The sequence below is a fragment of the Bradyrhizobium sp. JR4.3 genome (assembly GCF_040547695.1).
GTDB classification, from domain to species: Bacteria; Pseudomonadota; Alphaproteobacteria; order Rhizobiales; family Xanthobacteraceae; genus Bradyrhizobium; species Bradyrhizobium canariense.
Genome location: NZ_JBEPQF010000002.1, coordinates 511,949 through 536,310 on the forward strand (window position 1 = coordinate 511,949; position 24,362 = coordinate 536,310).

The 24,362-nt window shown below is 64.0% G+C and carries 21 protein-coding genes and 1 other RNA gene; 8 read left to right on the forward strand and 14 right to left on the reverse strand.

Annotated features, from left to right (window positions below):
- Positions 1-34: 34 nt before the first annotated feature.
- The 7 genes from ABIB91_RS05700 to tkt form a co-directional block, all read right to left on the reverse strand.
- Entirely contained in the window at positions 35-1,120 is a 1,086-nt protein-coding gene (locus ABIB91_RS05700; RefSeq protein ID WP_354159367.1) for a tetratricopeptide repeat protein, read from the reverse strand.
- A gap of 8 nt (positions 1,121-1,128) precedes the next feature.
- Positions 1,129-1,818 carry a thiamine phosphate synthase gene (locus ABIB91_RS05705; protein ID WP_354159366.1) on the reverse strand — a complete coding sequence of 230 codons (690 nt, stop codon included), beginning with the start codon at positions 1,816-1,818 and terminating at the stop codon, positions 1,129-1,131.
- Between the two features lie 3 nt (positions 1,819-1,821).
- Positions 1,822-2,847 carry a class I fructose-bisphosphate aldolase gene (locus ABIB91_RS05710; RefSeq protein WP_354159365.1) on the reverse strand — a complete coding sequence of 342 codons (1,026 nt, stop codon included), beginning with the start codon at positions 2,845-2,847 and terminating at the stop codon, positions 1,822-1,824.
- A gap of 253 nt (positions 2,848-3,100) precedes the next feature.
- Positions 3,101-4,168, reverse strand: coding sequence for a class II fructose-bisphosphate aldolase (fba, locus tag ABIB91_RS05715; RefSeq protein ID WP_007599942.1), 1,068 nt, complete (start codon positions 4,166-4,168; stop codon positions 3,101-3,103).
- 67 nt (positions 4,169-4,235) lie between these two features.
- The gene (locus ABIB91_RS05720; RefSeq protein ID WP_354159362.1) at positions 4,236-5,432 is read right to left on the reverse strand and encodes a phosphoglycerate kinase; all 1,197 of its coding nucleotides are present in this window, start codon (positions 5,430-5,432) and stop codon (positions 4,236-4,238) included.
- A 148-nt stretch (positions 5,433-5,580) separates the two neighbouring features.
- Positions 5,581-6,588, reverse strand: coding sequence for a type I glyceraldehyde-3-phosphate dehydrogenase (gene gap / locus ABIB91_RS05725; RefSeq protein WP_007599946.1), 1,008 nt, complete (start codon positions 6,586-6,588; stop codon positions 5,581-5,583).
- Positions 6,589-6,734: 146 nt separating this feature from the next.
- A complete protein-coding gene (tkt, locus tag ABIB91_RS05730; RefSeq protein ID WP_354159360.1) occupies positions 6,735-8,720 on the reverse strand; it encodes a transketolase in 1,986 nt (661 codons plus the stop codon).
- Positions 8,721-9,007: 287 nt separating this feature from the next.
- Here tkt and ABIB91_RS05735 point away from each other — a divergent pair, with 287 nt between their 5' ends.
- The 5 genes from ABIB91_RS05735 (at position 9,008) to ABIB91_RS05755 (ending at position 11,526) form a co-directional block, all read left to right on the forward strand.
- Positions 9,008-9,328, forward strand: coding sequence for a DUF4164 domain-containing protein (locus ABIB91_RS05735; protein ID WP_026232773.1), 321 nt, complete (start codon positions 9,008-9,010; stop codon positions 9,326-9,328).
- Entirely contained in the window at positions 9,325-9,708 is a 384-nt protein-coding gene (locus ABIB91_RS05740) for a cell division protein ZapA (RefSeq protein WP_007599950.1), read from the forward strand. The genes ABIB91_RS05735 and ABIB91_RS05740 overlap by 4 nt, the downstream gene beginning before the upstream one ends.
- Before the next feature lie 48 nt (positions 9,709-9,756).
- Positions 9,757-9,916, forward strand: a non-coding RNA gene (ssrS, locus tag ABIB91_RS05745) — 6S RNA.
- A 211-nt stretch (positions 9,917-10,127) separates the two neighbouring features.
- Entirely contained in the window at positions 10,128-10,724 is a 597-nt protein-coding gene (locus ABIB91_RS05750; protein ID WP_354159357.1) for a 5-formyltetrahydrofolate cyclo-ligase, read from the forward strand.
- Entirely contained in the window at positions 10,702-11,526 is an 825-nt protein-coding gene (locus ABIB91_RS05755; protein WP_007599952.1) for a TIGR00282 family metallophosphoesterase, read from the forward strand. The genes ABIB91_RS05750 and ABIB91_RS05755 overlap by 23 nt, the downstream gene beginning before the upstream one ends.
- A 158-nt stretch (positions 11,527-11,684) precedes the next feature.
- Here ABIB91_RS05755 and ABIB91_RS05760 read toward each other — a convergent pair whose 3' ends face one another.
- The 5 genes from ABIB91_RS05760 to ABIB91_RS05780 form a co-directional block, all read right to left on the reverse strand.
- Positions 11,685-13,028, reverse strand: coding sequence for a c-type cytochrome (locus ABIB91_RS05760; RefSeq protein ID WP_354159355.1), 1,344 nt, complete (start codon positions 13,026-13,028; stop codon positions 11,685-11,687).
- The gene (locus tag ABIB91_RS05765) at positions 13,025-15,202 is read right to left on the reverse strand and encodes a xanthine dehydrogenase family protein molybdopterin-binding subunit (protein ID WP_354159353.1); all 2,178 of its coding nucleotides are present in this window, start codon (positions 15,200-15,202) and stop codon (positions 13,025-13,027) included. The genes ABIB91_RS05760 and ABIB91_RS05765 overlap by 4 nt, the downstream gene beginning before the upstream one ends.
- 8 nt (positions 15,203-15,210) lie before the next feature.
- Positions 15,211-15,675 carry a (2Fe-2S)-binding protein gene (locus tag ABIB91_RS05770; protein ID WP_354159351.1) on the reverse strand — a complete coding sequence of 155 codons (465 nt, stop codon included), beginning with the start codon at positions 15,673-15,675 and terminating at the stop codon, positions 15,211-15,213.
- A 448-nt stretch (positions 15,676-16,123) separates the two neighbouring features.
- Positions 16,124-18,013 carry a sensor histidine kinase gene (locus ABIB91_RS05775; protein WP_354159349.1) on the reverse strand — a complete coding sequence of 630 codons (1,890 nt, stop codon included), beginning with the start codon at positions 18,011-18,013 and terminating at the stop codon, positions 16,124-16,126.
- A 266-nt stretch (positions 18,014-18,279) separates the two neighbouring features.
- The gene (locus ABIB91_RS05780; RefSeq protein WP_245285968.1) at positions 18,280-18,615 is read right to left on the reverse strand and encodes a hypothetical protein; all 336 of its coding nucleotides are present in this window, start codon (positions 18,613-18,615) and stop codon (positions 18,280-18,282) included.
- 178 nt (positions 18,616-18,793) lie between these two features.
- On the opposite strand from ABIB91_RS05780, the gene ABIB91_RS05785 reads away from it, so the two are divergent.
- On the forward strand, positions 18,794-19,057 hold the full coding sequence (locus ABIB91_RS05785; RefSeq protein ID WP_007599963.1) for a hypothetical protein: 264 nt from the start codon (positions 18,794-18,796) through the stop codon (positions 19,055-19,057).
- Between the two features lie 109 nt (positions 19,058-19,166).
- A complete protein-coding gene (locus ABIB91_RS05790; protein WP_007599964.1) occupies positions 19,167-19,415 on the forward strand; it encodes a hypothetical protein in 249 nt (82 codons plus the stop codon).
- Between the two features lie 690 nt (positions 19,416-20,105).
- Here ABIB91_RS05790 and ABIB91_RS05795 read toward each other — a convergent pair.
- Complete coding sequence (locus tag ABIB91_RS05795; protein ID WP_354159346.1) at positions 20,106-21,530, reverse strand: methyl-accepting chemotaxis protein; 1,425 nt, start codon at positions 21,528-21,530, stop codon at positions 20,106-20,108.
- A 109-nt stretch (positions 21,531-21,639) separates the two neighbouring features.
- The gene (locus ABIB91_RS05800) at positions 21,640-23,388 is read right to left on the reverse strand and encodes a methyl-accepting chemotaxis protein (protein WP_354159344.1); all 1,749 of its coding nucleotides are present in this window, start codon (positions 23,386-23,388) and stop codon (positions 21,640-21,642) included.
- Between the two features lie 206 nt (positions 23,389-23,594).
- Between ABIB91_RS05800 and ABIB91_RS05805 the strand changes: the two genes are divergently transcribed.
- On the forward strand, positions 23,595-24,341 hold the full coding sequence (locus tag ABIB91_RS05805) for a YebC/PmpR family DNA-binding transcriptional regulator (RefSeq protein ID WP_007599968.1): 747 nt from the start codon (positions 23,595-23,597) through the stop codon (positions 24,339-24,341).
- Positions 24,342-24,362 lie beyond the last annotated feature (21 nt).

Here is a 24,362-nt window from a genome sequence, read left to right on the forward strand (position 1 = left end):
GGATGGGGTGCCCTGCGGGGGCCTCAACGTCAAGTCATTTGGCCCCGAGCCATTTCCTGGCGGCGGCTTCGGCCTTGGCCCGGTCCTCGGCCGGCAAATCGGACAATTGCTTGTCCAGCTCCGGATCGCCCTTGCCGGCGGTCTTGGCCACCAGATGCCATTTGAAGCCCTCGACCTTGTCCACGGCCGTGCCCATGCCGTTGATCAGCACCCAGGCCAGCCGGTTCTGCGCGATCGCGCTGCCCTGGCGGGACGCCTTGCGGAGCAGGGCGACGGCCGCCGGCTGGTTCTTCGGAGTGCCGGTGCCGTTGAACAGTGCGATGGCGTATTCGACCTCGGCATCGACATTGTCGGTCAGCGTGGCGACCTGGAGCAGACGCACCGCCCGTTCCAGATCCTTCGGCACGCCAGTGCCTTCCTTGTAGAAGGTCGCGAGCGCGTATTGCGCCTCGGGTAGACCGGCATCAGCCGCTTGGCGCAGCAGCTCGGCGGAGCGCTTGACGTCCTGCGGCAGGGTCTGGCCGTCGAGATAGAGCAGCGCGAGGTTATAGGCCGCCTTGGGCTCGCCGAACTTGGCGGCGGACGCCATCAGCTTGACCGCCTCGTTTTTGTCGACCGGGCCGCCGCGGCCGGACATTCTGAGCATGGCGAGCGCGAACATCGCCTCGCGGTCGCCGGCGTCGGAGGCGCGCTTGTACCATTGCAGCGCCTTGGCGTAGTCGCGCCGGATTCCCATGGCATTGGAATAGAGCTCACCCAGCATGGTCATCGCCTTGGCATCGCCGGTTTCGGCACGGGCGGTGGCGAGTTCGAAGGCGGTCTTGTACTGGCCGCGCTGATAGGCGCCGTACACCAGATCGACGTTGGGATTGTCGGTCGGAGGCGCAGGGATCACGGTCGCGGCCGGAGCCTGCTTTGGGGAGGCTGAAGGTTTGGGCGACGCCGAGGGTTTGGCCGCTTCCTTCTTCTTGGTGATGGTGTGCGGCGTGGCCTTCGGCTTGTCCTTGGTTTTCTCGGCCGAAGGGCTTGGCGTTGCCACGGGCGGCGTGATCTGGAGCTGCGCGGCCGCGGGCACTGTGAGCAGCAGCGTGGCCAGGATGGTGATGCGCGGGAGCTTCATGACGGGCGCTAGCCGTGCTCCTGACCCGCAGGATTTTGGCCCGCAAGCGCCGTCGCATGAGCATTCTTGATCGCAGCGTCGATCTCGACCAGCGCGGCCTTGGGTCCGCGCGGATCGGCCCAGATCAAGTCGTCCACCAGCACGAAATCGGCGCCGCTGGCGGCGAATTCGCGGGCCTCCTCCAACGACAGGGCAAAGCCGACGCAGGGCGGCTCGAACAGCTCGGCCCACCAGTCCAGCCGTTCGGCGATCGCTTGCGACGACGGCCGCTGGCCCTTTGCGTCGGGCTCGCCGAACAGAACGTAATCGGCGCCGATCTCGCCCGCATCCATGGAATGGTGCCGCGTCGTCAGCCCGCCGACGCCGGCGATGCGATCGGGCTTCAGCGATGGCAGCGCCTCCTTCAGCGCGGCGATGCCGGGCAGGTGCGCGCCGTCGGCACCGCCGCGTGCGACGAGCTCAGGATGGCCGTCGACGAGCAGCGCCGCGCCCGCTTTCTGAACCGGCGGCGCGAGTGCCTTGACCCGCGAGATCATGGTGCGCTGATCGGTTTCCTTCAGCCGCAGCAGCACGGCCGCGACGTCGGCGGCGGCAAGCAGGCCGGGCAGCTCGGCCAGAAGCAAAGCGGGATCGTCGACGACGGGCGTCGCGAGATAAAGGCGCGGCGCCGGGCGCGGCGGAGGAGATTTGTTCGACAAGATCTAGGCCGCTTTCTGTTCCAGGCTGCTTTGCCATTCGCCTTTGGAGGCGAGGCCATTCATTCGCGCGCGGTGACTGAATGCGCTTTGTCCGGCCGCGACGTTCTCGGCTTTGCCCGACCAGGCCTTCTGCGGCGCGGCCTGCAGTGCGCGACCGTAGGAGAAGGTCAGGCCCCAGGGCAGGGGCCCGCGCTTGTGCATGGAGTTGAGATGCGCCGTTGCCTCTTCATCCGACTGGCCGCCGGAGAGGAAGGCGATGCCGGGTACCGCCGCGGGCACGCACGCCCTAAGCAGCCGTATCGTCTTCTCCGCGACCTCCTCGATGGAAGCCTGCTTCGGGCATTTTTTGCCGGAGATGGCCATGTTCGGCTTCAGCACCATGCCCTCGAGCGCGACGCGCTGCACGCGCAATTCCTGAAACGTCTTGTTGAGCACACGGCTCGTCACCTCATAGCAGCGATCGATGTCGTGATCGCCGTCCATCAACACTTCGGGCTCGACGATCGGCACGATCTGCGCGGCCTGGCATAGCGCTGCGTAGCGCGCCAGCGCGTGGGCGTTGACGCTGATCGCGGTCATTGAGGGGATGCCGCTGCCGATGTCGATCACCGCGCGCCATTTGGCGAAGCGGGCGCCGCGCTCGTAATATTTCTTCAAGCGCTCTGCGAGCTTGTCGAGCCCGACGGTGACGAGCTCTCCCGGGCACATCGGCAGGGGCTGCGTGCCCTCGTCGACCTTGATGCCGGGAATGGCGCCGGTCTGTTCGATCAGCTTGACCAGGGGCGTGCCGTCCTTCGCGTCCTGCCAGATCGTCTCGTCATAGAGGATGACGCCGGAGATATAGCGGCTCATGGCTTCGTTCGAGCGGAACAGCATCTCGCGATAGTCGCGGCGGTTCTCCTCGGTCGATTCCACGCCGATTGCGTCGAAACGCTTCTTGATGGTGCCGGAGGATTCGTCGGCGGCAAGGATGCCCTTGCCGGGCGCGACCAGAGCGGTCGCGATCCTGTTGAGCTCAGTCAGATTCATCGAGATGTCCTCCCAAAACGATTCTGCCCTTGCCGGTGAAAATAGACCGTTCTCGGGCAAATGCCGAGTTAACGTTCGTCGCAGGGTAAGGGGGAGGGCTTGTTCACCTCTCCCCGCCTGCGGGGAGAGGTCGGATCGCCCTTGCGATCCGGGTGAGGGGGTACAGGTCCCGCAGTCATCTCATCTGCGGAGAGAGCCCCTCACCCCAACCCTCTCTCCGCGAAGGGCGGGAGAGGAGGAGGATAGAGCAGCTTCACGCCACCTTCGGGGCGAGCTCGCCCTTGGCGTAGCGCTTGGCCATCTCGGCCGTGGTCAGCACCTTCTTGATCTTGGAGGCTTGGCCTGCGGTATTGAATTCCTGGAGCCGCTGCTTGCACAGCTTGGTCATCGCTTCCATCGCGGGCTTCAGGTATTTGCGCGGATCGAACTCTTCCGGATTGTCCTTGAGCACTTTCCGGATTTGGCCGGTCATCGCCATGCGGTTGTCGGTGTCGATGTTGATCTTGCGCACGCCGTTCTTGATGCCGCGCTGGATCTCGGCGACAGGCACGCCCCAGGTCGGCTTCATCTTGCCGCCATAGGCGTTGATGATGTCCTGGAGGTCCTGCGGCACCGACGAGGAGCCGTGCATGACGAGATGCATGTTCGGCAGCTTGCGGTGGATCTCCTCGATCACGTTCATGGCGAGGATGTCGCCGTCGGGCTTGCGGGTGAATTTGTAGGCGCCGTGAGACGTCCCCATCGCGATCGCGAGCGCGTCGACCTGGGTCTCCTGGACGAACTTCACGGCTTCATCCGGATTGGTCAGGAGCTGGTCGTGGCTGAGCTTGCCCTCGGCGCCGTGGCCGTCTTCCTTGTCGCCCATGCCGGTTTCGAGCGAGCCGAGCACGCCGAGTTCGCCCTCGACCGAGATGCCGCCGAGATGGGCCATGTCGGTCACGGTCTTGGTCACCCCGACATTGTAGCCCCAGTCGCCGGGGGTCTTGCCGTCAGCCTTGAGCGAGCCGTCCATCATGACCGAGGTGAAGCCGGCCTGAATCGCGGTCATGCAGGTCGCCGGCTCGTTGCCGTGGTCGAGATGCACGCAGACCGGGATATGCGGATAGATCTCGGTCACCGCGTCCATCATGTGCTTGAGCATGACGTCGTTGGCGTAGGAGCGCGCACCGCGCGAAGCCTGGATGATGACGGGCGCGTCGACCTGGTTGGCCGCGTCCATGATCGCCAGCGCCTGCTCCATGTTGTTGATGTTGAAGGCCGGGACGCCGTAATCGTTCTCCGCCGCATGGTCGAGCAATTGACGCAACGTGATCCGAGCCATCTGTGTTTTTCTCCCGTTTGGGCCTGCAAGGCCACTGCTTGAAGGCGGCTGACGACTTGCCGACCGATTACTTGGTGCGCAGAACTTCGACGCCGGGCAGGGGCTTGCCTTCCATCCATTCAAGAAATGCGCCACCGGCGGTCGAGACATAGGTGAACTGACCGGCCACATGGGCCTGGTTGAGGGCCGCCACGGTGTCGCCGCCGCCCGCGATCGAAATCAGCTTCTTGGCCTTGGTGCGCTCGGCGGCGTGCTTGGCGGCGGACATCGTGCCGCGGTCGAACGGCTGCATCTCGAAGGCACCGAGCGGTCCGTTCCAGACCAGCGTCGCCGCATCGTCGATCGCGGCATGGACCCGTGCGATCGATTGCGGACCGACGTCGAGGATCATGCCGTCGGCCGGGATAGCGTCGAGGCCATAGGCGTGCGACGGCGCGTTGGCCGCGAAATGATAGGCGACGGTGGCGTCGACCGGCAGGATGATGGCGCAATTGGCGGCTTCCGCCTTTTCCATGATGCGCAGCGCGGTCGCGGCGAGATCCTTCTCGGCCAGCGACTTGCCGATACCGACACCCTGGGCGTGCAGGAAGGTGTTGGCCATGCCGCCGCCGATCACCAGCGCGTCGACCTTGGTCACGAGGTTTTCGAGCAGGTCGATCTTGGTCGAGACCTTGGCGCCGCCGATGATGGCGATGACGGGCTTGGTCGGTGAGCCCAGCGCCTTCTCCAGCGCGACCAATTCGGCCTGCATGGTGCGGCCGGCATAGGCGGGCAGCTTGTGGCCGAGGCCTTCGGTCGAGGCGTGGGCGCGGTGCGCGGCCGAGAACGCGTCATTGACCCAGATGTCGCCGAGTTTTGCGAGCTCCGCGACAAAGGCCGGATCGTTCTTCTCTTCCTCTTTGTGGAAGCGGGTGTTTTCGAGACAGAGGATGTCGCCGTCCTTCAGGCCGGCAACGGCCTTGGCCGCGGGTTCGCCGATGCAATCGTCGGCGAAGCCGACGGGCTTCTTCACGACTTTCGACAGCGCCTCGGCAACGGGCTTGAGCGAGTCCTTGGCATCGCGCCCTTTCGGCCGGCCGAAATGCGCGAGCAGGATGACCTTGCCGCCCTTGTCGGAGATTTCGGTGATGGTCGGCGCGACGCGCTCGAGCCGGGTCGCGTCGCTGACGCGACCGTTCTCCATGGGCACGTTGAGATCGACGCGCAGCAGGACGCGTTTGCCCTTCACGTCGACGTCGTCGAGGGTGCGGAATTTGTTGGTCATCGGAGGCCCTTATCCCGGGCGCACCGCGGCGCGGAGTGCCGCCGTGCAGAACCGGGACCCAAATTGCGGCGAGTCCCGCGGTTGAATGGGCCCCGGCTCTGCGACGCAGCGCTTCACGCTGCATCGCGTCCGGGACACGAGAGCGGAGTTAGATCACCTTCGCCATCGCGACGGCGGTGTCCGCCATGCGATTCGAGAAGCCCCACTCGTTGTCGTACCAGGACATCACGCGCACCAGCGTGCCGTTCTGCACCTTGGTCTGGTCCATGTGGAACGTCGAGGAGTGCGGGTCGTGGTTGAAGTCGATCGAGACGTTCGGCGCCGTGGTGTAGCCGAGGATGCCCTTGAGCTGCTGCTCGGAGGCACGTTTCATCGCCTCGTTGATTTCCTTCGGATCGGTGGCGCGCTTGGCCACGATCTTGAGGTCGACGACCGAGACGTTCGGGGTCGGCACGCGGATCGCGACGCCGTCGAGCTTGCCCTTAAGTTCCGGCAGCACGAGGCCAATCGCCTTGGCGGCGCCGGTCGAGGTCGGGATCATCGACATCGCAGCCGCACGGCCGCGGTAGAGATCCTTGTGCATGGTGTCGAGCGTCGGCTGGTCGCCGGTATAGGCGTGGATCGTGGTCATGAAGCCGGTCTCGATGCCGACGAGGTCGTTCAGCACCTTGGCGATCGGCGCAAGACAGTTGGTGGTGCAGGAGCCGTTGGAGACGACCAGATGTTCCCGGGTCAGCGTGTCGTGGTTGACGCCGAAGACGATGGTGGCGTCGGCGCCGTCGGCCGGCGCAGAAACGAGAACGCGCTTGGCGCCGGCGGTCAGATGCGCGGAGGCCTTGTCCTTCGAGGTGAAGATGCCGGTGCATTCCATCGCGATGTCGATGCCGAGATCCTTCCAGGGCAGCTTCGAGGGATCGCGCTCGGCGGTCACCTTGATCTTGTTGCCGCCGAGGCTGATCGTGTCGCCATCGACGGTCACGGTGCCGGGGAAGCGGCCGTGGACGCTGTCGAAGCGAAGCAGATGCGCGTTGGTCTCGACCGGGCCGAGGTCGTTGATGCCGACGACCTCGATGTCCTTGCGGCCGGACTCGGCGATGGCCCGCAGGATGTTGCGGCCGATGCGGCCAAAACCGTTGATTCCGACGCGGACTGCCATGTTTCGTCTCCTTCAATGACCGTTGTCATCCCGCACAACGCGCTAGCGCGCCTGCGAGCGTTTTTTTAGGGCGGACGCCCGGTTCGGCCGGGCGGGGCTTGATCATATGGGAGTTAGGTAGTCCTTTTTTTCGGCAATCTCAACTCTCAGGAAACGCGTTTCAGAACGGCGTTAACCGCGGCCTCGGCGGTAATGCCAAAGTGCTGGAATACCTTGTTGAGAGGGGCGCTGGCGCCGAACGAGTGCATGCCGATAAATTCGCCATCCTGGCCGATCACGGCGTCCCAGCCCCAGCGCACGGCGGCCTCGATCGCGACCTTGATGGGGGCGTTGCCGATGATCTCGTCGCGGCGCTCCTTTGGTTGCGCTAACAGGAGCTCGAGCGAGGGAACCGAAACCACCCGGGTCGGAATGCCGCGCTCGGCGAGCTGCTTCTGGGCGGCCACGGCCATCTCCACTTCGGAGCCGGAGGCGAACAGCGTCGCCTTGGCTTCGCCCTGGGCGGCCACCAGCTCGTAGGCACCAAACCGGCAGGGGCTCTCGTTCGGTGCGGTGGTGCGCAGCTGCGGCAGGTTCTGACGGGTCAGCGCCAGCACCGTCGGGCCGTCGATGCGGTTGAGCGCGAGCTCCCAGCACTCGGCAACCTCGATGGAATCGCACGGGCGGAACACGCGCATGTTGGGAATGGCGCGAAGTGCCGAGAGATGCTCGACCGGCTGGTGGGTCGGGCCGTCCTCCCCGAGGCCGATAGAATCATGGGTCATCACATAAACGACCCCGGTCCCCATCAACGCGGCGAGCCGCATTGCCGGCCGCGCATAATCGGTGAACACCAGGAAGGTCGCGCCGTTCGGCGCAAAACCGCCGTGCAGGAAGATGCCGTTCATCGCCGCGCACATGCCGTGCTCGCGGATGCCGTAGTGGATGAAGCGGCCCTTCGGCGTCTTGGCCGAGAACGCGGTTGCCGACTTCGCCTTGTTGTTGTTCGAGCCGGTGAGGTCGGCCGAGCCCGCCAGAAATTCCATCGGCATCGCGCCGGCAATCACTTCGATCACGGCTTCGGAGGATTTGCGGGTCGCCGCATTCATCGGCTTTTCCAAGAGCTCCTTCTTGTAGCCTTTGAACGCCTTCGCGAGCGCGGCCGGGCGCTCGTGACGGAGCCGTCGCTCGAACTCGGCGCGCTTGCGGCTGCCGAGTTCGCCGAGCCTTGCCTCCCATTCCTGTCGTGCCGCCGCGCCACGGCTGCCGGCCCCGCGCCAGGCCTTCAGCACGTCGTCGGGCACCGAGAACGGCTCCAGCGAAATGCCGAGATTTTCCTTGGCGGCCTTGAGTTCGTCGGCACCGAGCGCTTCGCCGTGCACCTTGTTGGTGCCGGCCTTGTGCGGCGCGCCGAAGCCGATGGTGGTGCGGCAGGCGATCAGCGTCGGCTTGTTTGATTTCTGAGCGCGCGTGATCGCGGCTGATATCGCAGCCTGGTCATGACCGTCGATCTTCTCGGCCGCCCAGCCGCACGCCTTGAACCGCTTCACCTGGTCCACGGAATCGGAAAGCGAGGTCGGGCCGTCGATCGAGATGCCGTTGTCGTCGTAGAGCACGATCAGCTTGTTGAGCTTCCAGTGCCCGGCCAACGCGATCGCTTCCTGCGACACGCCTTCCATCAAATCGCCGTCGGAAGCGATCACATAGGTATGGTGATCGACGATCTTCTTGCCGAACTCGGCGGCGAGCATCTTCTCGGCGAGCGCCATGCCGACAGCGGTGGAAATGCCCTGGCCGAGCGGACCGGTGGTGGTCTCGATGCCCTTGGTGTGGCCGTGCTCGGGATGTCCGGGTGTCAGCGAGCCCAGCTGGCGGAAATTCTTGAGCTGGTCCATCGTCATCTCGGGGCTGCCGATCAGATACAGCAGCGAATAGATCAGCATCGAGCCGTGCCCGGCCGAGAGCACGAAGCGGTCCCGGTCCGGCCAGTCCAGCGCGGCGACGTCGAATTTCAGGAATTGCGTGAACAGCACGGTCGCCATGTCGGCGGCGCCCATCGGCAGGCCCGGATGACCCGATTTCGCCTTCTCGACGCCGTCCATGGCAAGGCCGCGGATCGCATTGGCCATACGGTTGTGATCGACCTGCGTCATGTCTGAAAATCCGTCTGAAATGAGGCGCTTGTGGCTGGATTTGGCCGCGCCGGAAGGAGCCTTTCGGCCGCTGGGGTCGCGGCTGGGATAGCATCTCGGTTCCGACAGGCCAAGGCAATCAAACGCCGGTTTGGCCGCAAAAGTTGCTTAGCAGTGCATAGTTTCGTGGCGGCGTTGCGCTTGGCTAGCTTGCCACGTAAATTTCTGCTTCTAACCGCTTGCCGAACCGAGTCTTTTGCCGGACGGCAAGCCCCCGGGGATAGGCCACAGGTTCCGCCGCTGACTGCATGAACGATCGCGTATCCAACAGCTCTGCCATGACCGAGTCCTCGGCCGTCGAGATCGAGATCGCGACCCGCAGGCTCATGGCGGCGCTCGACTCGCTCGAAAGCGCGGTGGAGCGGCGGCGCGATGCCGATCGCGACGAGAACGAGCTCGCGGCGCGGATTCAGGCATTGGGCGCGGACCGCTCGCGGCTTGCCGACGAGCTCGACGGCGCGCTGGTGAAGGCGCGCAAGCTCGAGCGCTCCAGCCGCGAGATCTCTGATCGGCTGGATTCCGCGATCGTCACGATACGTTCGGTGCTCGATACCGGAGAGGACGGATGAGCCACATCAACGTCACCATCAACGGCCGGCAATACCGCATGGCCTGCGAGGAGGGCCAGGAGGTGCGGCTGCTCAAGCTCGCCGAAAGCCTGGAGACGCGGATTCAGTCGCTGCGCGGAAAGTTCGGCGAGATCGGTGATGCCAGGCTCACCGTGATGGCGGCGCTGACCGTCTGCGACGAATTGGTCGATGCCGGCAATCGCATCCGCACCATGGAGCAGGAGCTGACCGAGTTGCGGGATTTCCGCAACGCCGCCGTCGAGCGCGCCCGTTTGACCCAGACCGCGGTCGTGAACGCACTGAACTCCGCGGCCGAGCGCATCGAGAAATCGACCCAGGTCCTGAACCGGACCGTCGGCAACGGGATCGCCATCGGTTGACCCTTCACCGGGCTGGCGATTCGTCAGCATCGTTGTTACATTGCCCGAGCGGGGCTGCGACGCGCGTCAGGAGCCATTATCCCCGGGGCCTTATCGATCCTTTAGGGAACTGTCCCTGGCCGGGCCCGTGGGCTCGGACATATGGTGCCCACCTACTTTCGTAGGGAACTCCGGGATCGAGTGCTTCAACGGCGTTCGCGGCTTCGCACTTTTGTTTGCTTGGTTTGTGCCTGTTGAAACGACTGCGGCCAATTCAACAGGTTGTCATGCCCCGGCTTGACCGGGGCATCCAGTACGCCGCGGCGTCGAAATTTGATTACTGGCGTCTCTGGAATACTGGATCGCCCGCCCCAGTGCGCAAGGGCGCACAAGGCGGGCGATGACAGCGGAGCAAGACTTCGCCTTCGGAGCAAACGCGCATGACCAACACCAAAGCCGAACTCCGTGCCAAAGCCCTCGCGGCGCGCGATGCGCTGAGCGAAAAGAAACGCACCGCCGCCGCCGCCAATCTCGCCAAGCGCGGGCTGCCGTTCCAGCTCCTGCCTGGCAGCATCGTATCAGGCTATTCGCCGATCCGCAGCGAGATCGATCCGATGCCGCTACTGAAGACGCTCGCAGAGCAGGGTGCCAGGCTCGCGCTGCCTTGCGTCACCGCGCGCGGCCAGTCGCTGATCTTCCGCATCTTCAATCCGAACGATCGCCTGATGCTCGGCCCGCTCGGCATTCCCGAGCCGTCGCCTGGGGCCGCTGAAGTCATTCCCGACATCATGCTGACGCCGCTCGCTGCCTTCGATCGTCTCGGCCATCGCATCGGTTATGGCGCGGGGCACTACGACCACACCTTCGCGCATCTGCGAAAAGCCAAGACCATCGTCGGCATCGGGCTCGCTTTTGCAGCGCAGGAGATCAAGGCGGTTCCGGCACTATCCCACGACGTCGCGCTGGATTATGTGCTAACGGAATCCGACGTATTCGATTTCCGGAGTTCTGAAGTTGCGCATTCTCTTCGTGGGTGATGTCGTCGGCCGTGCCGGGCGCAATGCCATCGCCGAATATCTGCCCGGCATGGTCAAGGACTGGTCGCTCGATTTCGTCGTCGTCAACGGCGAGAATTCCGCCGGCGGCTTCGGCATCACGGAAGCGATCTATCAGGAGTTTCTCGATGCCGGCGCCGACGCGGTGACGCTCGGCAATCACTCATGGGACCAGCGCGAAGCACTCGTATTCATCGAGCGCGCCGAGCGTTTGGTGCGGCCGGCGAACTATCCGCGCGGTACGCCCGGCCGCGGCGCCGCATTGGTCGAGACCAAGAACGGCAAGCATGCGCTCGTCGTCAACGCTTTGGGCCGCGTCTTCATGACCCCGTTCGACGATCCCTTCGCAGCGCTGGAGCGCGAGCTCGGCGCCTGCCCGCTCGGCATCGCCGCGGACGCCATCGTCGTCGACTTCCATTGCGAGGCGAGCAGCGAGAAGCAGGGCATCGGCTTCTTCTGCGACGGCCGCGCCAGCCTCGTCGTCGGCACCCACACCCATGTGCCGACCGCCGACCACCAGATCCTGTCAGGCGGCACCGCCTACATGACCGATGCCGGCATGACCGGCGACTACGATTCCATCATCGGCATGCAGAAGGAAGAGCCGCTGCGGAGGTTCACCTCCGGAATCCCGTCAGGCCGCTTCGAGCCGGCGGCGGGCGCGGCGACGCTCAGCGGCGTCGCCGTGGAGACCGATGACGCGACAGGGCTCGCACTGCGGATTGCACCGGTGCGCGCGGGCGGCCGGCTGGAGCCGGCGACGCCGAAATTCTGGTTGAGCTGAGTTCTCGCGTAGCTCGCCACACACTCAGTGTCGTCCTGGCGAAAGCCAGGACCCATTACCACCGGCCGTGGTAATGGGCAGGCTCGCGGTCGAGGGCATCGCGCCAAACAGACAGTTGGGGTAATGGGTCCTGGCTTTCGCCAGGACGACAATGGGGCCTACTCCGCCGTCTGCTCCCTCAACCCCGCCACATCCTTCGCGGTCAGCTTGGACCCCTTCGTCCCGAACCGCGCCGTGACATAGTTCGCCACCGCCGCGATCTCGTCGTCGCTATACGCGTCACCGAACGCCGGCATCGACAGCGCGCCGTCGGGCGTGTGGCGCTTGGTGCCGGACAGCACAATCTGCGCCACGTTGGTGGCGGCGGGGTCGTTGACGGCCCAGGTGCCGGTCAGCGTCGCCATCGGCGAGACCGGGCTCTCGCCGCTCCAGCCGTGACAGCTGGCGCAGGCGCTGGCGAACATTTTCTTGCCGCGCGCGTCCGCCGTAACGCCGTCCTTGTGCGAGGCGGGCGCAATGGGTGCGATGGTTGCGGGCAGGTCGGGCGAGGGCTGCGGCGGCACGCTGCGCAAATAAGCGACGATGCTGCTTATGTCCTCAGGCGCGAACTGGCTGAAACTGTGGTCGACCGCTTCACCCATCGGACCCGACGCCGAGCCGTGGCCCGGCGCATGGCCGAGCGACAGATAGGAGATCAGGTCCTCGTCGCGCCAGCTGCCGAGACCAGTGGCCTTGTCGGAGGAGATGTTGAAGGCGCGCCAGCCGGCCGTGATCGCGCCTGCAAATTTCTTGCGGTTGTCCAGCGCAAAGCCGAGATTGCGCGGCGTATGGCATTCGCCGCAATGTGCCAGCGCCTCCACGAGATACGCGCCGCGATTCCACTCCGGGCTCTTCGACGTATCGGGCGCAAAGCGCGTGTCGGGATTGAACACGGCCGACCAGACAGTCATCGCCCAGCGCTGGTTGAACGGGAACGACAGCGTGTTCTCCGGCGGCTTCGCGCGCACCGCCGGCAGGCTGAACAGATAGGCCTTCACCGCCAGCACGTCCTCGTCCGTCATATAGGTGTAGGACGTGTAGGGCATCGCCGGATAGAGCCGGGCGCCATCATGGCGCTTGCCGCGCTGGACGGCGTTGAGAAAATCCTGGTCGCTGTAATTGCCGATGCCGGTGTCCTTGTCCGGCGTGATGTTGGTGGAATAGAGCGTGCCGAACGGCAGCTTGAAACCGAGCCCGCCGGAATAGTCCTTCTCGCCGGGCTTGGTGTGGCACACCATGCAGTCGGCCGCCTTTGCGAGATATTCGCCGCGTTCGACCAGGCTCGCCTTTTCGAACTTCGCCGGCACGCCGGCCGGCTTGCCGGCGCGGTAATCCGCCAGCGCCACCTTGGTGCCGCCGGCGAAGTCGAGCGGACCGGGGCCGCGGATGATCCAGACGGCGAGCGCCGCCACGACAGTTGCGATCACGACGATGCCAGTGAGGATACGCATCTTGCCGCTCATGCCTTTTTCCCCGCAGCCAGCAGTTTCCGATCGATCGGCAGGCGCCGCAGCGCGACGCCGGTTGCCGCGTAAATGGCGTTGCGCAGCGCCGGCGGTCCGGCATTGACGCCGGCCTCGCCGATGCCGCCGGGCGCCTCGCCGCTCTTGACCACGACGACCTCGATCTTCGGCATCTCGTTGATGCGCATCATGCGATAGTCGTGGAAATTCGACTGCTGCACGCGGCCCTTCTCGATGGTGATCTCGCCGTAGAGCGCGGCGGTGAGGCCGAACACCAGGCCGCCCTCGATCTGCGCTTTCACCGTGTCGGGGTTGACCGCGATGCCGGTGTCCACCACCGAGACGATGCGGCGGAGCGTGATCTCGCCGATATCGTCGATCTCCGCTTCGACCACGGTGGCGAGGAAGCTCGCAAATGACGGCTGCACGCAGACGCCGCGACCGACGCGCGGGGGCAGCGGTTGGCCCCAGCCGGATTTCTCGGCGGCGAGATTGAGCACCGCGAGCATGCGCGGATTCTTGGTCAGCATCGCGCGGCGGAATTCGACCGGATCCTTGCCGGCCTTGCGCGCGAGCTCGTCCATCGCGCATTCGACCGCGAACACGTTGTTGTTCGGACCGACCCCGCGCCAGAAGCCGGTGGGCACCGCCGGCGGTTCGGCGCGGACATATTCGACATGGAAGTTGGCGAAGTCGTAGGGCGCATCCACGGCGGCATCGACGGCGTCGATGTCGATACCCTTCTGGAACGCCGGCGGCAGCCAGCGCGCCAGCACGGCTGAGCCGGCGACCTTGTACTTCCAGGCCGCGACCTTGCCGTCGACCAGCGATGCCGTGACCTGGTCGCGATAGACCGGGCGGTAGACGTCGTGCTGGATGTCCTCCTCACGGGTCCATATCACCTTGACCGGATAGTCGACCTGTTTTGCGATCTTCACGGCGGCCACCACCATGTCCGGCTCGAGCTTGCGGCCGAAGCCGCCACCGAGCAGATGCTGGTTGACGATCACCTTGTCGACCGGGAGGCCCGCGGCCTTCGCCGCCTCCGACTGCACGCGCGTCATGATCTGCGTGCCGGTCCAGATCTCGCAGGCTTCAGGCCTGACGTGAACGGTGGCGTTGATCGGCTCCATCGAGGCATGCGCAAGGAACGGCAGTTCGAAGCTCGCCTCGAACCTGTCGCCGCTTGCGAGGCCCTTGGCGATGTCGCCGACCGATTTCGCGACCACGCCGTCCTTCTCGCTGGCGGCGCGCAGATGCTGCCAGATATCCTTTGTGCTGAGCTTCGCGTTCGGTCCCTCGTTCCACTCGATCTTGAGCGCATCGAGGCCCTTCTTCGCGGCCCACATGTGATCGCCGATCACGGCGACCGTGTCCTCGAGCACCACGATTTTGCGCACCCCCGGGATTTTCACCGCCGCGCTGTCGTCGACCTTGCCGACCTTGCCGCCAAAGACCGGGCAATTGGCGATCGCGGCGATCTTCATGCCGGGCAGGATCGCGTCGATGCCGTAGACGGCCTTGCCGTTGACCTTGTCCGGCGTGTCGAGCCGCTTCAAGGGCTGGCCGATGATCACGAAATCCTTGGGATCCCTAAGCGGCACGTCTTTCGGCGGCGACTGGCCCTGTGCGGCCAGTGCCAGTTCGCCATAGCCGAGCTTGCGGCCACTTGCGGCATGCACGACCTCGCCTTTCGACGTCGTGCAGCTTGCGGGCTCGACCTGCCATTGCGTCGCTGCGGCCTGCACCAGCATCGCTCGCGCGCTGGCGCCGGCCGAGCGCAAGGGTTTCCACCAGGCACGGATCGAGGTCGAACCGCCGGTCGCCTGCAGGCCAAAGGCGGGATTGGCGTAGAGCTGGTCGTTGGGCGGCGCGTGCAGCACCGCGACCTTTGCCCAATCGGCATCGAGCTCTTCGGCCAGGATCATCGAAATCGAGGTATAGACGCCCTGGCCCATCTCGACCTGCGGCATCAGGAGCACGGTGCGGCCGGTCTCCTCGATTCGGATAAAGGCGTTCGGCGCGAACTTGCCGTCAGTGGTGTCGCGCGGCTGCTCCGGCTCGTTGACGGCGGCGCGCAGCGGCAGGTGGAAGGCGAGCAGGAAGCCGGTGGCGAGACCGCCAGTTAGAGCTGAGCGGCGGGAAACGGCAGGAAAAGTCTTGTCGGTGATCATGGCGGACCTCACGACTGACGGCCGGAGGCGGCCAGCTTGATGGCCTCGCGGATCCGCACATAAGTGCCGCAGCGGCAGATGTTGCCGGCCATCGCGGCGTCGATGTCGGAATCGTCCGGGCTGGGCGTTGCCGCCAGCAGTGCCGCGGCCGCCATGATCTGACCGGACTGGCAATAGCCGCACTGGATCACTTCGGCATCGAGCCAGGCCTTCTGCACCTTTGCGCCGGCCGGTGTGCTGCCGACATGCTCGATCGTGGTGATGGCGCGGTTCGCGACCGCGCTGACCGGCAAGACGCAGGAGCGTACTGCCTTGCCATCGACGTGCACCGTGCAGGCGCCGCACTGAGCGATGCCGCAGCCGAACTTGGTGCCCGTCATCCCAAGGACGTCACGCAGGACCCACAGCAGCGGCATGTCAGGTGGCGCGTCGAACGATTTCGTTTCGCCATTGATGGTGAGAACAGTTGCCATATGCATCCCCTTGCTCGCGCGATCGCTTACGGCGATCTAGTCAGCGAATTTGCGCGCACAATAATCATATCGATGCGAAACGATGAAGCGTCGACATTTCCGGCAATGCATATTTGCGCAGCGAGCGGGTCAGGCCATGACGTTCACGAATTTGTGCGGCGGTCGCTGCAGTGATTTTGGGCTAATTGATATGATAATCGTCATGTTTTGACGCTTTTGCTTCACATGCGCCGTTGATCGCCGCAGATGATCGTGCGAATGCGCAAAATCATGCGATGACGAAAGTCGTGCGATTGTGGAAGTCAGACGGCGACGCGGACTTCTGACGCGATCAATTGCAGCAACTCATTGTTGTGCCCTCTCCCCTTGTGAGAGAGGACAGCGACGCCGGTAGACGCAGGCTCACTCGGGTGAGGGGTCTCTGTCCGCGTATGGGCGCCGTTGTGGATCAACCGACAAAGGGGAGCCTGATCGTGAACGAGGCACCGCCGTGCTCCCGATTACTCGCTGATATGAATCCGTTGTGCGCTTCGATAATGGTGCGCGCAATGGACAAGCCCATGCCCATGCCTTCCGCTTTGCTGGTGTAAAACGGCTCGAAAACCTGTTTCAATTTGTCTTCTGGAATGCCGGGTCCGCGATCTGATACGGATAGCTCGGCAAACTGATCGGCGCGCGCAGTCCGGATGCTGATAGTGCGGCTTTCGTGAGACGTGTCCTTCATAGCCTCGACCCCGTTCAGTACAAGGTTCAAAATGACTTGTTGAAGCTGAATGCGGTCGCCGAGGATCGGTAGCGCATCGGACGTGATCACGTTGACCATTTCGAATTTTCGGCTGACGGTTAGCGCCGAAAGAAATCTGACCGTCTCTTGCGCTACCTCGTTGAGGTCCAGTTGCTTCAATTCGAACGGCGCCTTTTTTAGCAAGCTGCGCATCCTGCGAATGACCTCGGTGGCACGCCGGTCATCCTGTAAAATATCGTTCACAATTTCCCTGAGTTCAACAACATCGGAAAGTGCAGCGATATCGGGACGCTGCGATTGCAGGATCGCGGCTGCGGTTTCGGCGTTCGTCAGAATAGACCCAAGCGGCTGGTTGATCTCGTGAGCAATTGAGGCGGTCAGTTCGCCAGCGGTCGCGAAGCGGTTGACGTGGGCCAGTTCAGTCATGCGCTGTCGCGACTGCACTTCGGCGAATTGACGACGACGGTGCTCAAACAGCAAAAGTGCGATCATTCCCGCTTGCACGAGGACAAGCGCGATGGTGAACGCGATTTGCAACCAATATCGCTCCCACAACGTGGGCTCCCGGAAGTAAACCGTGCTGTCAGGCGGCAGTCTGCTTTGGGAAATTCCCCAGCGCTGCAGTTGTCGCCAGTCAAACATAGGCGGGGCCAGCTGGACAAAGGTCGGCTTGATATCGGCAACATTTTCGCCGTTAAGGATGCGAAGCGCGACTTCCGCCGCCTGCTTGCTTTGTCTGGCGACGACCTGCATTGGTCCACCGACGATGCCCTCTCCAAAAAAACTTTCGTCGTGAAAAAAGATGGGTGCATTGGCTACGCTGTAAAATCGGGTAAACGCAGTGTTACCCTCATGCGCCACTCCCGCCGCATCGACATTCAATCCGATCCAGAAAATCGCACTGTGCGGCGGAAGGTTGGCCGCATCCTTGAGCATGTCTTCGAAGGAAAGTTCATTATACCATCGAAACTGGACACGATCCGCGAAGCGCGCGGTGGACTTGCCGACCTCGTTACGCCACCAAGTTTCGCTCGGCGAAGCACCGACTACGATGGCAATCGTAGTCGTTTGAGGTAGGACCTGCAGGATATTTTCAAAGAAAACAGCATCGTCGTTCGTGATTGCCACGACGGTGTCGTACTTGGTCAATTTATCGAAGTCCACGCGGCGTCGCTCTACCAGAGTGTACAGCATCGGCGTAGTTGGAAAGAGGTCCTTGCGGTGCGCCTGCACGAAATTGGCGGCAGGCGCACCGATCGCGACGATCAGGTCGGGCGGCTGGTCTATATTGAGGGAACGAAGATACTCGACAAAGGGGGCGTCTGACTTGTCGCTGCTTCGCCGGGCATTCAGCAGGGATTGGTCTTGAAATTCAATGGATGCCCGTCGGCTTAGCTCGGCGCGAAGGGCTTCCGAATAATCAGTCCAAGGTCTGAACCTCAGACCGAATGAATGGAGCATCAGTACTCGCTTTGCCTGTGGATCAGCTGCCGCACTTTGGCCTGTCGTCGCGATCAACAATGCGATGGTCAACGCAGCGGTGAAGCTCCGCACGCGACAGGTTCGCCATGAGCGAGACAGCCAGAAAAGCATCGCACTCCGAGCCCCGATCCAAGTGGAGTACCGTATCCGCTCGATCAGATTATCAACAAGCGGAGACAAGGGAAACTACGGGGCAATTCTGACACGAACAGTCCGCAAGATTTCATAGCGGGGCGTCGCGCGGTCCCCGCGATACGCCACGTCGCCCAGAGTACCTGCAGACGGATGGCGCAGGGTCGCCATCGTCGGACGGTCACCGCCAGCGCTTGCTTGCGCGCACAGAGGGCCAAGTTGCGCTATCGCCGCGTCGCCACGGATTAATAGGCGCAAATATAGTTCCCGTAAGCATCGTAGCAACTGCGGCGGTACGCAGCAGTGCCAAGGGCAGCCGCGCCGACCGCTGCCGCTCCTACACCGTAGCCTCGATAGCCGTAGCCGCGATAGCCGCCACGATAGCCGTAGCCACGGTAGCCTGCGCCGCGCACTGCAACAGCGCCGCCGCCCCGCGGTCCTCGAACCGCGACCGCACCGCCGCGGTAACCGCCGCCGCCCCGATAGGCACCTCCGCCGCGCCGAGCCTCGGCGTCATCGGGGATCAAGCAGACGATGAGCAAAACGAAAGCGGCAAGAGGAGCGAGAATATAGCGGAGCATGATGGAACCCTTCCATGAATTCATTGAGCCCCGCTCGCGAGATTGCGGCTCACTGTGCGCGTGAGGTTGATGTAGATCAATCGAACCCGCGCACTGCCACGCCTACGCTATGTTCAGCCGCACCTGAGGCGGCTTCCGTCACCTTTCGGTGACGCAAGTGCGAAGAGGGAGGTCCGCCATGCATCCGAGGAAGCTTCTTTCGATCAAGTCAGCGACGGTCGCGGGCATTGCCGCCAGCGGCCTGCTTGGGCTTGCAACCCTGTCGCTTAGTCCAACCCCAGCCAAGGCGGTGATTTACTGCCAGTACGTAGAATATCCGGCGGGTTGCGTTGCCCGGGCAGGCGTCGTGCTCAGGCCGCGCCCGGTGGCGCGCGCCGCCGTCCGCCACAACGCCGGTGGCAATGCGAATGGTGGCGTCAATCGCGTTGGAGCCGGGCGGTAAAGGCCGGTTTCGCAAGCCAGCAAGATAGCCGTCATCGTTTCGTCCCGGTGGCGGCTTTTCTTGGTCTGGCGGGGATAGGCCACCGGTACCGCCAGGGCGGCATTACGGCATGAAACACACTTGGTACGTCACTTTTGAAGTGCCGCCGGACGGCACATTGTCACGACGGCGACATCCGCGCCTAACCAACACGTTTGAAAGCGAAGCAGCAGCCAAGGATTTTGCGCGAACCAAATTCAACGACGGACTGATCGTCACTGCAGGGACTATCATCCCTCACTTTCCGAGAGTGTCGATCCCATCGACCGAAATCCCAACGTGGCTTGAAGCACCGAAACAAGTTGATCCAGATCAATAGCTAGGCCACGGACGCTGGTGACATGCTCTGACGGGGCAGCAACCGGGAGCCTGAACATGAATGAACGTTCGGAGCCGAAACAGGTCTGTCGTCGCAACGCACTCACCTTCCTTGGATACGCAGGGGTGTTTGGGCTTGTGGCTTCGTCCTCAATTTTTGCGGCCTCAGAGGCTGTTGCTCAAACCACCGCGCCAGCCGCCGCGCCTACTACGCCGCCAGCGGACGCGCCTAAGTCGGGTACGGAACGCCGCCAGGAGCGGCGCAGCGGGCGAACAGAGCGGCGGCAGGAGCGCCGCGCCGGCCGCACGGAGCGGCGGCAAGCACGGCGTACGGGACGCGACGAGCGACGGGACGCTCGCGACGGCACCCCGGCCGCCACGACGACCACCGAGCAAAAGAAGTAGTCCGTTCATTGCCAAGCACAGCTACCGGGCCACCTCAGCGTAGGCCCGGAAGGCCGTACAGCGCGCGGCCTATCGAAATCGGCTTCTCTCGGAAGGGGAGAAGAGGGGCTGAAGATTTCGGAATAATAGCAGTATGCACCTGTTTTGCCCGACGGCGCAACCGCTTTGCGAGCGCCTAAGCCCACGGATTTATCGGGCACTTAAGCCATTGATTCCGCTCGCCCCGGCTACTGTGCATGGGGTTGTTTTTCAGGTTTTTTTGACCCAAGGGCCGCTGGAGCGGTCCTCAGCTCTGCCGAAAGCCCATCCGGAAGGCGCCCCAGTGCTTGCCGCGGATCATGATCGGTGAGGACAGGTCCTTCATCAGCACGAACTGACCGCCGCCCATGTCGCGGCGATAGGTCTGCAGCAAGAACGGCTTGGTGTTGGCGGCGACCTTCTGCACCGCGCGATCGGTGAACAGGCGGCGGTTGCGGCAATTGGCATTATTCCAGACCGGATCCTTGCCCTGCGGCAGACGGTAGTTCGGGTTGTGCGTTGGCAGATAGCCGCCCTTGGCCCAGGCGACGCAGAACACGATGCGGGAATCGGATTTCTGGATCGGATCCTGGATCGCGGGCAGCACGCGGTCGGTGAAGTCGACGTAGTTGGTATTGTACTGCTTGGGATCGGTGCCGGGGATTTCCCGGTAATTCTCGTCCATGAACTGGTCGAGCGTGATCTCGCCGCGGCCGATGGCGGCTTCGAACTCGTCGGAGATCCGCTTGGCGGTCTCGACCACGATTCGGATCAGCGGCGCATCCGACGTCTCGACGCCGCTGTCGGCGATCAGCGCGATCAGGCCTTCGGACGTGTCGAGCAGTTTGGTCACGCGCTGATCGGCGTTCTTGAGATCGCGCGAGGAGAGGTCGACGCCCTTGGCGAGCTCGTTGAGCTCGCTGATGACGGTGTCGCAATGTCCGAGATTGGAGGTCGCCGCGCGCGTGACGCTGCCGATCTCCGCCTCCACGGAGGCGAAGCCCTGCTGGACCCGCGAGATGATGCCGGAGATCCGCTGGGCGCCTTCGCCGGCCGTCTTCGCGCGCTGCGAGGCGTCGCTGCTCTCGCCGATCAGGCCTTCGATCTGGCCGTCGAGATCGCGCACGGTGTCGGAGATCTGGTGTGTGGCCTGGCGGGTGGCTTCCGCGAGGTTCTTGACCTCGCTTGCGACCACCGCGAAGCCGCGGCCGGCATTACCGGCGCGTGCCGCCTCGATGGTGGCGTTGAGCGCGAGCAGGTTGGTCTGCTTCGCGATCGCCTCGATCGAGCCGGACACTTTTGCCACCTGCGCCAGCGCGGAGCCGACGGCGCTGAGCCGCGCCTCGATCCGCTCCACCGCCGCGACGAGCTCGGAGATATGGCTGACCGCGGCATCGACCGCGCCGCGCGACTGCGCGATCTCGCCGACCGCCGCTGACGTGGTCGTCTGCACCGCCTGCGACGCATTGGCGATGTCGTGATTGGCCGAGACCATCGTCTCGGCGGTTTCCTGGAGGTGATGGAACCGCTCCGACTGGTTCGCGACGCGGCTTGCGACTTCCTGGACGTTGCCGGCGATGTCAGCGAGTTCCACGCCGAGGCCGCCGATGCGGTCGGCGAGCTGATCGATCAGCCGTTCGGAAAGTGTTCGGTTGGAGCCGGTGTCCAGTACTGCAAGTTGTACGACGGACATGTCTTGAGAGTCCTCCAGTCAGAGCCGTTCGCCGGCTCTCCGCGGCATTCCCATTCCAATTCCGGTCTTAAGAGGTGATTCGCGCGTTGGCGTCTTGCCTGAGCGCGCACTAGAGCTTGTAGGCCGTCCTGAATCCGCCCCAGTGCCGGCCCTGCACGCGGATCGGAACGTCGATCTCGCGCATCATCACCGTATTGCCGTTGCCCATGTCGCGCGCATAGCTCTGCACCAGATACGAGCGCAGGTTGCGCGCGGCGGCCAACCCCGCCGGATCGTTGAACATCCGCCGGTTGCGGCTATTGGCCGTGTTCCAGGCGGCATCGCCCGGCCGCTGCGGATGCGAGTAGATTCTGTTGTGCACCGGCAGGAACCCGTTGCGATCGACCATGGCGCAGAACGCCAGGCGCGGGTCCTTTGCCAAAAAGGCTTCCTGGAACGCCGGCAGCGCGCGGTCGGCCCAGTCGAGATATTTGGTGCGGTACTGCTGTGGATTGGTTCCGGCGATCTCGACATAATCGGTGTCGAAGAGCTCGTCGATCTTCACCTCGCCGCGGGCAACCGCCTGCTCGAAGATTCCGGTCAGCGCGTTACCGGCCTCCATGGCGCGGGTGACGAACTCCGTATTTTCCTCGTGGATCGACCAGAGCCTGTCCTCGATCTTCTCGCGGAGCTCGGCATTGGGACTAACGAATTGCGCGCGGGCGCCAGCCTTGGATTGCTCGACTACGCGCAGGCGGCAGGCGCCGACGCCTTCGAGGGTGCCTTCGATCAGGGCTTGCGATGCAAGGCGGCCCGCGTCCGCGCCGCCGATCAGCACGCCGTCCATCGCTATCTCGTAGACCGGCAGCACCCCGCGGGCGGTTTCGAGCTTGAGATGGCAGGGCAGCCGTTCGGTCTTGCGGCGGTCGTCGTGCTCGCTCTGGCGCAGCAGCACGGCGCAGCGCGATTTCAATTTCTGTGCGAAGGCGGTCACGGCCTTGCCTGCGCTGGCGACGTTCTCGCCGTGGCTCTCGGCCGCCTTGGTCGCGGCATCGATCTCGGCCGCGCTTTCGCCGACCGAGATGATGAACTCCGACGCGCTTGTCGCGTTGCCGGAGACTTCGCTGGTGGTGGCGTTCTGTTCGGCGACCGCGCCGTTGACGGTCTCGAAGACCGGGCGGATGGCCTCGATCGCCTGCGAGATGCGGTGCACCGCATCCGCGGAGCCGGCGGCGTCGCGCTGCAGCGCGTCGATCTTTTTGGTGATCTCCTCCGTCGCGCCCTGGGTCTGCACCGCGAGTGCCTTGACCTCGGTGGCGACGACCGCAAAGCCTCTTCCCGCAGCGCCCGCGCGCGCGGCCTCGATGGTCGAGTTGAGCGCGAGCAGCGTCGTCTGCCGTGCGATCTGTGCGATCAGATTGACGACGTTGCCGATGGCGGCCGAGGATTCGCGCAAGCGATCGACATTGGCGCGGGCTTCCTGTGCCGCGGCGCTGGCCTCGTCGGCGAGCTTGCCGGCCTCGCGAACCTGGGCCCCGATGCCCAGCGCCGACTGGGTGAATTTGTCGGCGGCATGGGCGAAGGTGGAGGCGTTCGATTGCGCGGCGTTGGTCCGGCCGGTCAGGGCGTCGGTACGGTCGCGAATGGCGGCAAGCGTCGTGGCGGTCGCCTCGGCACCGCCGGCCACCGAATTGGCGGCGCGCTCGAGCTGGCGAATCATCGCGCCCAGCTCGAGTTCCAGCAGTTCCAGGATTTCTTTGGCCGAATCGCTTTCGACGGCCACGGCAGACTCGGAATGGGCCGCCGGCTGCGCAGCCTGCGGGGCGGCCGCAGTTGCAGCCATGTCCGGCAGACGCTTCCGAAATAGTCCGAACGCCATCAGCTCTCTCTTGTCGGGGGACGGTCGGGCGCTATTTTCGCAAGCTGGAATGAAATCAGGGTTAACGATGCCTGACATCTAGGCACGGGCCCGTACGGTGTTACCTTAAAGTCGTAGAGCCTCTTTCTTTCCAGTGGGGTGGCGGCCTATAAGGCCGCGCTTCCCACGCTCACCTTGGCGCACGATTCCCCTAGAGAAGATCACGCATGGCCGGACATTCCCAATTCAAGAACATCATGCACCGCAAGGGGCGGCAGGATGCCCAGAAGTCGAAACTGTTCGGCAAGCTGGCGCGGGAAATCACCGTCGCGGCCAAGCTGGGGACGCCCGACCCCAACATGAACCCGCGCCTGCGTGCGGCCATCACCGCGGCGCGCCAGGAGAACATGCCGAAGGACAATATCGAGCGCGCCGTAAAGAAGGCGCTCGGCAATGACGGCGAGAATTACGACGAAATCCGCTACGAGGGTTACGGCCCCGGCGGCGTTGCCGTTATCGTCGAGGCGCTGACCGACAACCGTAACCGCGCGGCTTCCGACATCCGCTCCTTCTTCACCAAGTCCGGCGGCAATCTCGGTGAAACCGGCTCGGTGTCCTTCATGTTCGATCGCACCGGCATCGTCGAATACGACCGCAGCGTCGCCTCCGACGATGCCGTGCTGGATGCCGCGATCGAGGCCGGCGCCGACGACGTGATCTCGAGCGAAGGCGGCCACGAGATCTACGCCTCGACCGAAGGCTATCGCGACGTCGCCAAGGCGCTGGAGGCCAAGTTCGGCGAGCCGCGCAAGGCCGCGCTGATCTGGAAGCCGCAGAACACGGTCGCGGTCGACGACGAGACCGGCGAGAAGCTGCTCAAGCTGATAGACCTGCTGAACGAGCACGACGACGTCCAGCACGTCTACGCCAATTTCGAGGTGTCGGACGCGCTGCTGGCGAAGATGGGCGGGTAGGGGCCACTTCCCCTGTTACTT